At 43.9% G+C, this 12419-nt stretch carries 8 protein-coding genes; 3 read left to right on the top strand and 5 right to left on the bottom strand.

What is annotated here, in order from left to right; genetic code table 11:
• Window positions 1-33: 33 nt before the first annotated feature.
• A complete protein-coding gene (locus CSW98_RS07765) occupies window positions 34-3168 on the bottom strand; it encodes a DUF748 domain-containing protein (RefSeq protein WP_100799897.1) in 3135 nt (1044 codons plus the stop codon).
• A 174-nt stretch (window positions 3169-3342) separates the two neighbouring features.
• On the opposite strand from CSW98_RS07765, the gene CSW98_RS07760 reads away from it, so the two are divergent.
• Window positions 3343-3957 (top strand): fumarylacetoacetate hydrolase family protein, encoded by a 615-nt coding sequence (locus tag CSW98_RS07760; RefSeq protein WP_100799896.1) that lies wholly within the window; start codon window positions 3343-3345, stop codon window positions 3955-3957.
• A gap of 29 nt (window positions 3958-3986) precedes the next feature.
• Here the strand turns inward: CSW98_RS07760 and CSW98_RS07755 are convergent, their stop codons facing one another.
• Both CSW98_RS07755 and CSW98_RS07750 read right to left on the bottom strand, forming a co-directional pair.
• Entirely contained in the window at window positions 3987-4589 is a 603-nt protein-coding gene (locus tag CSW98_RS07755) for a LysE family translocator (RefSeq protein ID WP_100799895.1), read from the bottom strand.
• Between the two features lie 22 nt (window positions 4590-4611).
• A complete protein-coding gene (locus CSW98_RS07750) occupies window positions 4612-5445 on the bottom strand; it encodes an AraC family transcriptional regulator (RefSeq protein ID WP_100799894.1) in 834 nt (277 codons plus the stop codon).
• A gap of 404 nt (window positions 5446-5849) precedes the next feature.
• Between CSW98_RS07750 and CSW98_RS07745 the strand changes: the two genes are divergently transcribed.
• Both CSW98_RS07745 and aroG read left to right on the top strand, forming a co-directional pair.
• Complete coding sequence (locus tag CSW98_RS07745) at window positions 5850-7841, top strand: methyl-accepting chemotaxis protein (protein WP_198517309.1); 1992 nt, start codon at window positions 5850-5852, stop codon at window positions 7839-7841.
• 235 nt (window positions 7842-8076) lie between these two features.
• On the top strand, window positions 8077-9132 hold the full coding sequence (gene aroG / locus CSW98_RS07740) for a 3-deoxy-7-phosphoheptulonate synthase AroG (RefSeq protein ID WP_100800044.1): 1056 nt from the start codon (window positions 8077-8079) through the stop codon (window positions 9130-9132).
• A gap of 45 nt (window positions 9133-9177) precedes the next feature.
• Here aroG and CSW98_RS07735 read toward each other — a convergent pair whose 3' ends face one another.
• Together CSW98_RS07735 and CSW98_RS07730 are read right to left on the bottom strand one after the other, a co-directional pair.
• A complete protein-coding gene (locus tag CSW98_RS07735) occupies window positions 9178-10065 on the bottom strand; it encodes a GGDEF domain-containing response regulator (protein WP_100799892.1) in 888 nt (295 codons plus the stop codon).
• Window positions 10055-12412: an ATP-binding protein gene (locus tag CSW98_RS07730; RefSeq protein WP_100799891.1), complete on the bottom strand. Its 2358-nt coding sequence runs from the start codon at window positions 12410-12412 to the stop codon at window positions 10055-10057. Before CSW98_RS07730 ends, CSW98_RS07735 begins: the two co-directional genes overlap by 11 nt.
• Between the last annotated feature and the right edge of the window lie 7 nt (window positions 12413-12419).

Raw genomic sequence — 12419 nt, 5'->3', positions numbered from 1 at the left:
TAGGCAGGCATTTTTCTGCCTGCCTTCCTGCAATTATTTCGCATCCAAAGTTAATAGCGCCTGAGCGGCTTCTGTTTTCAGTTCTGTTTTACTGTCCAGAAGAAAAATACGTCCCGGTTCAAGCTGAGCATTCTGTACCAGAAATGCTTTGGTTGCTTTTGCCCTCGCATCGGCCAGATTGCCTAATGCGTCCGGACTGATTTTCTGTGCTGACAGTAGTTGGTTATACATGCCGATATGCAATACGGAGGTAACCTGTAGCGGATCCAGCTCAGCGCCTTCTTTTATGTCTGCCTGTAGCTGTTGCTCGACTTTGCTGCGTTCTTGTCCGATATCCTGCCCCAGTTCTTGAACAAACAGCTGTTCCAGCGCACTGACTAACGGGCCGGTTTGTGGCATGCGGCTTGCTGTCAGGCTCGCTGGCAGTTCCGGCAGATTACTGAGTTGCAGTAATTTGTGTTGTAACTGCATTTCAGCCAGGGCGTGGCTGTCTTGCTCCGGAGCTACCGAGCCTTCTACACTAATGAAAAGCTTAGGTCTTTCTGTCAGTGCTGTTGCCAGCTTTCTCAGGCGAGCTTCCTCTGCGGCTTCCAGTATCGCGACACCCGGCTGGAATTCTACCAGATTCAGTTCCTCATCACTGCCGATGAGGTTTGCCAGCAGAGAAAATGGTGCAGTAACGGCTTTGGTAATGAGATTACCGATTGCTTTGAGAATAATACCGCCGATACTGAAATCCGGATTGTCCAGATCGCCGGAAACGTCAACACCCAGATCAATCACGCCATTCGTATCCTGCAGTAGAGCGATAGCCAGAGTGACTGGCAGGCTGGTGGCCAGATCGGACTGACTGGCCTGACCCAGTTGTAACTGATCAATGACGACATGATTGCTGCCTTTTAGCTGATTGTTTTCCAAAAGGTAGTTGATATCCAGTGAAAGCTGGCCTTTATCAATATAGTAACCAACGTAAGTTCCGGAATATGGATTGACGGAGGTCAGTTCTGCGCTGTCCAGTACAAAGTCCAGATCCAGATAGGGGGGCGTGAGCAGTGGGTTTACTTCTCCGCTGAGGGTGACAGGGGCATAGCGATCTACTTTTCCTTCTAGTGCAACTTTTGCTCTGGTTGCCGGGTCAGAGGACAGGTGGTTAATATATCCCTGCAGGTTTTCAATTCCGGATGCAAAGTTGGGTGTCAGGGAATAATCGGCGAAATAAGCTGAACCGTCGGTAATTTTGATGTTGTCTATATTAAGGTTAAATGCCGGTTGTTGTGCCGTCTTTGTGTTTTGTACACGGCTATCGGAGTTTTTGTCGGCTGGTTTGGCTGTTTTTTCTTTTTCAGCAATCTCCTTGTTGCCAACCATGATTTCACCGATATTGGTGCGCCGATCTTTCGCTATCAGTATCTTAGCATACGGAGCATCCAGACGGATGCTGGCAATATTCAATGATGACTTCTGCTGATCAAACTGCAGGGATTGCAGTGCCATTTTTTTCCATTTCAGTAAGGGCTCGTGTTCCAGCCCGTCTTTTACCAGCAGGTTGGCAACAGCAGCCTGACCTGTAAAGGTGGCCCGGCCCTGTTTATCGGCACTGAATGTTCCTTCACTTGAAAGGTTACCTGTGGTTAGTTCTACATTCAGATAAGGCTTAAGGTATGGCTGAAATTGACTTAAATCCAGAGAAGTGAGTTGTGCGGTTCCATTTGCAGAAATGGCTTGTGCATCTAGTATCCCTGTGCTGTTGAATTGTCCGCGTGGTTTTTCAGCTTGTTCTTGTGCGACTGAACTGCTGATGCCTAATGACAGTTGATATTCGATCGGCAGGCTAAGATCACTGAGAAGCGGGCCTGTATTCAGTGTAAGTGGGTAAATCCTCCAGTGAACGCCTGAAGAAGCAAAGTACTCTGTCAGATGAAGATCACTGTCATCAATGGTTAACTGATTCAGGCTGATTAGCCATGGTTTTGGGGCGGTACTGTTTTTTGCTGTAGTCTCGTTCTGTGGTGTAACGTTATTAGCTTCTGAAGAAGGCACAGGAGTAAACAGGCGTTGCAGATCAATCTGACCGTTTTTATCCAGCATCGCGTCGATGCTCAACCCGGTCAGATTGATTTTATCCAGAGCGATATCCCGGGAGGTGGTAGAAACGGTTATTCCGGTGATGGCCAGTTCTGGAAGAGTGAGTCTGGGCTTTGAATCCTCACTGAAGATCAGATGGGTTAGCATCAGTTGTCCGTTATTACTGTTAAACTGAACCGTGTTATTTTCCTGTCTCAGATGATAATCGGATGAAAAACGAATGCTCCCTCTGGTTAATTCTGCCTGAATATGTTCTGCGCTCAGAGGCCAGAAAGGGGGAAGGGTGATCCCGGATAGCTGAAGATCTCCGATTATTTCCAAAGGTTGTAACTGAAATTGTCCGGACAGTGCAAGTTGTCCTTGGTCTGTACCGATAAGAGAAAGTGAGTAGTGGTTAGATCCTGCTTTTAATTCAATAGCTTCAGATCTTTTTGTGTTGGGTATGCTGAGTGTGAAGGCTTGGGTATCCAGTAGGTTTAATTCCATGTTAAACACAGGATAATCGAGTTTAGTCCCGGTAATCTGATCCTGAATATGGATATGTCCTTGTTGTATGCTAAGACGGTCTGCAAGTAGTGCGAGTATATCGGATACCTGCTGTGATTCGGCTCTTTCCTCAGGAAGGTTTTGTTCGGTCTGCTTAGCCAGAGTTTCCGGGATATCACTAAAATTAAACCGGGAGATGCCGTTGACTGTGCCCAGTCTGGAAATGTGTACAGTAGGATGTTGAATATCTAAATGATCTATTACAGGCGTAAAATGTCTGATAGTACGCCAGAAACTCAGTTCCAGTTCCAATTGGTCGAATTGAATAAAGTTGGTATCACCGCTCTGTTCTGCAATCGTGAATCCGTCTAACCGGGTTCGCAGCAGAAAAGGGTTGATACTGACTTTGGTTAGACGGACTTCCCGCCCCAGCTTTTCGCTCAGCATGCCGGGTGCCTGAGATTGAATAACAGCCGGAAGAATCAGTCCCAGTAACAGGGCATAGACAGAGTAACTTATTAAAAGATAAATACTAATCCTGACAGGCTTAGTGAGGGCATTAAAACCTTGATACAAGCTGACGAAGAACGTTTTCATACACAGGCCCGCTTTATAGTGTTTGATATAGCAAACAATCAATTACATATACAAAACAGTATACGTTACGATATCTGAAGTGTCGTGCCTCTCTGAGCATAAAATTTTCATCCAATCAGAGGGTTATTATGGTTACAATAGTCGGCTAAAGTTGTAGCAATCATGGATGGAATTATGAGCACAGTCTGTTTAGGTAACAGAAGGATTAAACCGGGTAAGGTTGTTTGTATCGGGCGGAATTATGTTGAACATATTGAAGAACTGAATAATCCGGTACCGGAGCTGATGGTGGTATTTAACAAACCCAATTCTGCTATTTCTGGTCGCTTGCTGTGCTTTCATGAGGAACCCCTGCATTATGAAGGTGAGATCTGTTTTCTGATCCGCAGAAAGAAACTTGCTGCAGTGGGCTTCGGGTTAGATCTGACTAAACGCAATCTGCAAAGTTACCTGAAAGAGAAAAGGTTACCGTGGGAAAGAGCGAAAGCATTCGATGGTTCGGCTGTGTTTAGTCGATTTGTGCCTCTGGATGGAATGGATATTAATGACCTGAGTCTGGAATTGTTTATTAATGGTGTTCGGGTACAAAGCGGGCATGTCAGTCAGATGCTTTATCCGCCACGGGTGATCCTACAGGAATTGAGCACATACACTACGTTGGATACTCACGATATAGTGATGAGTGGCACGCCAAGTGGTGTTGGCATTATCCAGTGTGGAGATATTTTTACCGGTAAAGTGAAATGCGGAGGTAAAACTCTGATAGAAGCCGAATGGCGAGCGGAATAAAGCCGTAGACCGGAGTATACGGCTGTGTTTCAGAAAGTGTGGTGTATTATCTGTTCATAGCCCATACTGACGGCTACAAAAAATAGTAAAGATGCCATCATAAGATTAAAGTATCGGAAATAGACGGGATTTTTAATCCGTTTACCTAACAGACTGCCAGCAACTGAATAAGCGAAGGGTGCCCCAAAAGCCAGTACAGCCAGTCCGAGTGACCAGAATGCGATATGCCACCCTGTGATACCTGCTGCCGGAAATTGTACGGTAGATACTGGCATCGCCGCGATCATTCCTTTAGGATTCATCAGCTGGATAAATAGTCCTTCTTTAAAAGAGAGTGGATGGGTTTGTTCACCCACTTTTGATATATTTACGCTGGATTTTAATATCTTATAAGCCAGGTACAAAATATAAGCACAGCCTACAAACGAAATAATATGCAATAGTGCTCCACTGATAATGATACTGCCAATTTTGGCCAGAGAAGAAAATAAAATAAACATTGCAATACCGACACCTGCAAAGAATCCAAGCATTTCTCGAGTTTGTCTCTGAATACCACTATTCAGACCAATAAAGTTTACCGGCCCAGGCGTATACATAATACCGAGCGCATATAATAAAATTTCCAGCATATTGTTATTCTCTGAATTAAGGTTACCGGCGACAGAATTGGCGCTGATATTGTTTCGGGGTCATACCAAATATACGTTTAAACTTTCGGTTTAGGTGACTGTAATCGGCGAACCCCAACCGGAGGGCAACATCCGTAATGTCTGAGCCTTGTTCCAGTGCTTGTATGGCCTGATTAATCCGGCAGTTCAGTACATATTGGTGAGGCGTAATACCAAATTGTTCTCGGAACAGACGAATAAAATGGTACTTGGACATATTGGCAGCCAGGCTGATGTTATCGACGGTAAGCGTCTGCTCCAGATTGCTGTGGATAAAATCTTTGGCTCTCAACAGTAACTTATCCTTATGTCCGTTACCGGCAGAAAAAGAGAGGCGACTTCCGCCAACGCGCACCAGAGACTCAGCCAACTGTATCAACCCGGATTCCTGTTCTATCTGTGAACTGGCTTTTGAGTGTAGCAACTGACTCATTTGTATCACCTGCTGACGTAGTAGCGGGTCATTGAAGAGTGTTTCTTTTAGTCTCAGATGGTTAGGATTGTGCAGACCAAGCGCCTTCATCAGAGGGATCAGCTTCTCCGGTGCGATGTACAGCATATCGTATTCCAGAACGGAAGCATCTCCGGCATGGCCATCGTGTACTTCTTCCGGATTAAAATAAATAACATTGCCGACCCGGCTTTTATGATTTGCACCACTACAAAAGAAATCCTGCCGCCCTTTCAGGGTAACACCTATGCAGTACTCTTCATGAGCGTGCTTATCATAGGTAAAGTCTGCCATTCTGGCATTCAGAAGTTTTACCCCGGTGTGGTAAGCACTGGATGTGTACTGAAACTGATTGTCCGGCTCCATTGCTTCGTCTGTCCTTTTTCTTACCTTCTGAACCTGAGCGTATGTGATCTGACATACAAAAAATAGAACAAAATTGCTCTTATTTCTTTCTTACCTGAAAGGGTAACAGCATTTTTAGAACATTATCAGTGATTGCAGATAGTTGTATATGCCAATGAAGTAATCATTAAATTATAATTCTATGTAATTCGTATGTTATTTTGTATGATGAAAATACTGCTTGTCAGTTTATTCATTTCTGCTCTCTGACGACTATACTGAACAATGATTATAAGGTCATTTATTATAAAAACCATTTACGTCAGGGTTAGCTATGCATGCTTAATTATTAAATTTGGTTGTTGAAAAGAATCATTATTTTCATTTAGGAATGATAATGATTTTTACTATATAGGGTGATTATGATGAGTATAAGAGAATTATTCTCGTTTAGTAAGAATAAAAACGAATCTAAAAAGAACTCGTTAACAAATAAAATAAAGAAAGTTGCGGTTAATTCTCTTCACAAGGCTGATTTCTCTGATATTCAATTCCCGGAAGGAACGACTCTGGTCATTGCTTATGTTCCTTCAGTTGTCAATTTCAAAGAAATTTGTTCAGTACTTGAGCCTAAACTTCGCTTTGCCGGAAAAACGTTGTTCTTACAGACTGCCGGTCTGGTCGGTGGCAATTCAGGGGAAAATGATTTCTATAATATCAATAATAATCAGGTGGTTATGTTGCATGCATTTAGCAGTGTGCTTTTAACCCATGTTGAGTCTTTTGTCGTTGATATGCATTGTCAGGATCTGATGCAGGGAAATATTTCATGCTCTCTGGATGGGCGTATAAATAAGATTCGTGCATCTATCGAAAGCAGTGTGAAACCCAAAATGACGGTTTCACCTACGGATACTTTTATTCTGCAGTATTTTCCGGGATTGACAGCCAGTGAGTCATTTTTCCTTGAGGCATTTGTTACAGCACGTATTCCTCTCAGTACTGTGATTGGTGGTAGTGCCGGTGGTGCGCTGGATTTTCAGAGTGCCGATATCTGCATTGATGGTAAAATTGTTTCAGATAAGGCAGTGAGTCTTTACTGTAAACTGGCTCCGGAGTATCACTATGATATTTTCTCTGAGCATAATTTTGAAAAAACGGGTGTCAGTTTTTATATCGGACAATGCTCTCCGGAAACGCGGACGGTAGAGTCTTTCATTGGTACATCGGGTTTTTCACTGGAAAATCCTATTGATGCGTTGTGCCGTCACTTCCGATGTTCTCCTGAGCAGTTGGAGTCTAAGCTGTCAGACTATTCTTTTGCAGTAGAGGTTGGCGGAAAACTGTTTATCCGTTCTGTGATGAGTCTTAATATAAATGCCAAATCTATGACTTTTTATTGTGATCTTCATATTGGTGAAGTCCTGTATTTGGTTAAAAGTTCTGATTTTGCAAACAAGCTGAGTCGTGATTATCAGTCGTTCAGTAAAGGACGTAGTCTGGTGACGGCTATTGCTAACGACTGTATCTTACGCCGACTGAACAATCAGGCATCACTGAAAAATGTGAAATGTTTTGAGCAACTGGCTGTTTCCGGTTTTTCAACTTTTGGTGAAGTGTCGCATAACCTGCATCAAAATCAGACTCTCACGGGATTGTTTATCTATGAGGGAGCACCGAGTCAGGCTGCCTTGAATGATTTTACTCATTCACTAGTTAACACTTTGTCTTATTATGCGGCAACCAGACAGACGAAAGCAGATAAGATCATCAGCCTGCAGAAAGCCATTATTGATGAATATAAAGGGCATAGTGATGTGGTCAGTGCCACGACGGACAGTCTGTCGTCTATTGCCCGGAGTACGGCTGAATCCCATGAGTATACTCAGTCAGTGGATCAGGGGGTGGAAGGCTTTATCACTTCTCAGACATTGCTGAGTTCTTTATCTGAAGAACTGATGTTGAGTGTAAAACAGATCCAGGATAGTACCGGAGAAGTGGCTCAGGTATTGGATACTATCGGTACACTCTCTGATAATACTAATTTACTGGCTCTGAATGCAGCTATCGAAGCTGCTCGGGCGGGTGAAGCCGGAAGAGGGTTTGCCGTTGTGGCTGATGAGGTTCGCAATCTGGCAAATTCAGTACAGAAAAGCCTCGGGGTCACGGAAGATAAGTTCAGAGTCATGGATAGTGCAGTGACCCGTATTTCTCATTGTTCAGAGGAAATGAGTCGTTCAACAGAGGAGAGTAATAAAATCATCGGCACACTGAAAGAAGCAATTTCTATACTTAACTCTTCATCAGAACAGTCGGCAGAAACGGCGTTATCCGGTATTGAACTGGCAAAAACAACCGATGAGCAGATGGAAACGATTCAAACACATACGGAAATACTGTTGAGGCTGACAGAGTAACAGGCGCAGAAATCATTAAGCGGTATGGACATTCTACCGCTTAATGGCTGTATATTTAACTTTACACTTCACTTGAAGTGTAAAGTTTTGCGTGATATTGAAATTATCTTAAAAGAATGCTTGCAGCATTCGGTGATTATCGATAAGTTACATGGGTAGTAAAGAACGGGATGTAACTCACAATAATATCTGCGCAAAAATACGCTGCAATAAAACACAGGAATCAGAAGTAACGATGTTTAAGACAGACGATGTACGTATTAACCGAATCAAACAACTTTTGCCACCTATTGCCATTTTAGAAAGATTTCCGGCGACAGAGTCTGCATCTGGTACTGTGTATCAGGCGCGTCAGGCCATCCACAATATTTTATCCAATGAAGATGATCGTCTGCTGGTGATCATCGGGCCTTGCTCTATTCATGATCCGGAAGCTGCTCTGGAATACGGGCAACGCCTGAAAAAAATGCGCGATGAATTGGGTGACCGCCTTGAAATCGTCATGCGTGTGTATTTTGAAAAGCCGCGTACTACTGTTGGCTGGAAAGGGCTGATTAATGACCCGTATCTGGATAACTCCTATAAATTGAACGATGGTCTGCGCATGGGACGTAAGCTGCTGCTGGATTTGACGGACATGGGGATGCCGACTGCCGGTGAGTTTCTGGATATGATTACCCCGCAATATATGGCAGATCTGATCAGTTGGGGAGCGATCGGTGCTCGTACTACCGAATCTCAGGTACACCGTGAGCTGGCTTCTGGTTTATCTTGTCCGGTTGGGTTTAAAAATGGTACAGACGGTAATATTAAGATAGCAACGGATGCGATCCGTTCAGCGGAATCTTCTCATCACTTCCTGTCTGTTACTAAATTCGGCCAGTCTGCAATTGTGGAAACCACAGGTAACCCTGATTGTCATATCATTCTGCGTGGTGGTAAAGAGCCTAATTATAGTGCTGAGCATGTCAGGACGATTAAATCTGAACTGGAAGCTTCCGGTTTGCCGCAAAAAGTAATGATTGATTTCAGTCACTCAAACAGCTCTAAACAATATCAGCGCCAGATGGTCGTTTCTGATGATGTATCCGGACAGATTGCTGGTGGCGAAGAGGCTATTTTTGGGGTGATGATTGAATCTCATCTTGTCGAAGGCCGCCAGGATCTGGTTGATGGAAAGGCTCCGACTTATGGTCAGTCAATTACTGATGCATGCATTGGCTGGGAAGATACTGAGACAGTACTGCGTCAGCTGGCTGACGCAGTGAAAGCTCGTCGGGCTACAAAGTAAGTACTAACTTCCATATCTCCCGCTCTTTTTGCAAGGGGCGGGGATTCAACCAAATATTTTCTCTGACCATACGGCACAATTTTTACCCTGATTTTTGGCAAGATAGAGTGCTTTGTCGGCAAAAGAAAACAGCTTTGAGCGGGAACATGCTTGTTCTGCGGGGTGGCATGCAGCCGCACCGGCACTCAGGGTGACTTCACTATGTTCATTTATCTTTTCCAGACATTGCTGGATGAGCGGAAATGCTTCTTCACGGCCGGATTCAGGCAGTAGTACTACAAACTCTTCGCCACCGAAACGGGCAACCAGATGCCGTGGATGGTTAAAATGTTCTTGTAATAGTTCGGATATCTTTTGCAGTAGTAAATCGCCGTGGTCATGACCATGCTGATCATTAAACTGCTTAAAATTATCGACATCAAAAATAGCAATGGTAATCGGGATATTCTCTTTTAGTGCGATATGCCATTCTTTATTGAGTATTTCGTTATATTGGCGACGATTTGCCAGCGATGTCAGGGCATCGGAATTGGCCAATCGTTCTAGTGTTCTGGTTTGCTGAACCAGTTTCAGATGTGTACGGGCCCGAGCCTGAACAATGGCTGGATTAAATGGTTTAAAAATATAGTCTGCGGCTCCCAATTTCAGGCCTTTCTCTTCATAGCTTTCATCATCCAGACCGGATATAAAGATTACTGGAATATGGGCTGTTTCCGGATTCTGGCGTAGTCTGGCTAGTGTTTCGAATCCACTCAGTTTTGGCATTTTTATATCAAGCAGGATCAAGTCGGGTTTCACTTCAACAGCTTTACGTAATGCCTGATATCCATCTTTGGCCAGTGTGATCTGTACTTTGTTGCGGAAAAGTTCACCCAGAACCTTTAGGTTGATTACCTCATCATCAACAATAAGAATGCGCTGGTTAATTTCCATCTGCGACTATACCTGTATTACTGAAACCAGTGACTATAGATTTGGATATCTCTAATGCTTTCTCGAACTCAACTTCTTCTACTAATGAGCTGATGTACGCGATGCTTTTTGATAGTTCGCTGCTATCGGATATCTGAGATTTTATATTAAGCAAGGTTTGTTCCACCAGAAAATCAGATTGTGCCAGTTGATGGCTCATCGTATCCAAACAGCTTGTCAGAGACATCAATTTCTGTTCGGAGTTTTGTTGTTTCTCACGTTCTGTACAAAGTAAGGGTTTCAGGCTGGTGATCAGAGCTTTTAGCTGGTCAATAACAGGAATAACATCGACAGATATCTCTCCTGTACGCAGTTTTTGCTCCACTATGGCGCACCTGGATGACAAGTCCAGTGCACCAATGTAAGCACTGTTGGATTTCAGAGAATGGATTTCATCCGTCAGCTGAGTTCTTGATAGTGTTTCAGTATGCTGTGTCAGTAATGAGCTATCGATATAGCGGTTATAAAACGATTGGATCAGGGACAGAAACAGGTTATCAGCATGGTGTAGGGTGTGCAGGGCTCTTGTGACATCAAGTCCTTCTATAGTCGACAGTTTGTGGATCAACGGTTTACAGTCAGAATGACCCAATGCTCTTTCTGGTATACTGACGGGTTTTCTGAGTATGTCCGGCTGAGCATCGAGATATTCCGTCAGGAGAGCGTACAGTTTGTCTGCATCAAGAGGTTTGCTCAGATGGGCGTTCATACCGTTCTTCAGACACTCACGGATTGTTGAATCATTGGCATGAGCTGTCAGCGCAATAATAGGAATACTCATATTAAAATGGGTGCGGATATGACGCGTGGCGGAGATGCCGTCCAGTTTCGGCATCTGCAGATCCATAAGAATAATGTCGTAGGTATTGAGCCTGATCTTTTCTATTGCGGCCTCACCGTTATCAGCAATATCAATTTGTATTCCACTGTCTTGTAAAAAACCGGCTGCAACCTGTTGGTTGATGGGGTTGTCATCAACCAGAAGTAGTTTATAAGCAGACAAGTCCTTCATGGGGGAGGGTGCTTGTTCCGGATAGTCGACTATTTCTGTCTGTAAGGCAGGAGCCAGTGGAAGCCGTATGGTAAACCGGGAACCTTGTCCTGGCTCACTGTTAACACTGAGGGAGCCACCCATCAGTTCACACAGTTTTTTACTGATCACAAGCCCTAACCCAGTGCCGCCATAGTTACGGGTGATACTGCTGTCTGCCTGAGTAAAGGGGGTAAACAGATTCTGCTGCTGTTCCTGCGAGATACCGATACCGGTATCACTGACAACCATATGCAAATAAGCCGAGCCGGGGATCGTCGGATCATAATGTGCTTCCAGAGAGACAGTACCGTTTTCCGTAAACTTTACAGCATTGCTGAGCAGATTGATGATAATTTGCTGAATACGCAGGGGATCACCCATCAGGCTACGGGGTATGGAAGGATCAATATGCAGAATAAACTCCAGATTTTTTTCATCTGCTTTGATTTTGCAAATATCGGATGCCTGCATGACCATTTTTTTTGGATCAAAGTGGATACATTCGGGTTGCAGTTTTTCTGCTTCAATCTTAGAAAAATCAAGGATGTCATTGATGACTCCCATCAGAATATGCCCGGCATCCAGAATTTTATGGACATAGTCTTGCTGAGTATCATCAAGCCGGGTTGTCTGCAGCAGCTTGCTTAGTCCCAGCATGGCATTTATAGGGGTGCGGATTTCGTGGCTCATATGGGATACAAAAGAAGATTTTGCTTCAAGAGCAACTTTCAGATCCGTTGTGATTTTTTCCAGTTCCTGTGTGCGTCTTTTTACCTTGTTATCCAGCTCAGTGTTAATATTTTCCAGCGCTTGAGAGTATTCTTTCAGCTTGGCATTAGCCGAAACAGCAATCTGTTCGGCTTCTTTTATTTGTGAAACATCCCGGCTGACGCCACAGACAAACAGAGGATTATCGTTATCGTCAAAAATAGGTACAAAAAGAGTATTCACATAAATAGGGCCATCGGCAGTGGTTGCAAACTGATCGGCAGAAATAGGTTTGCGGGCGTTGATGGCTTTCTGATAAGTGATATAGAGGCCTTCAACGACCTCATCTCCCCAGGTTTCCCGGATATTGTAGCGGTGAATTGATTGTTCAGGATCAATTCCCATTACTGCTCTGGAAGCCGGATTATTATCATAAAGTGAAAATTCTCCGTTTTCTTCCACTGCCATGATAAACATAAAATCAACCGAATGTTGCCATAAGTGAGAAAAACACTCGATGATGACGTTGTCGTGTTCTTTTTGATCAAATACTGTACTGAGGTTCATTTCAAAA

It is taken from the genome of Vibrio sp. HA2012 (assembly GCF_002812955.1).
GTDB lineage: Bacteria > Pseudomonadota > Gammaproteobacteria > Enterobacterales > Vibrionaceae > Vibrio.
The sequence above is the reverse complement of the archived record's forward strand: the minus strand, read 5'-3'. Positions and strand labels throughout refer to the sequence as shown.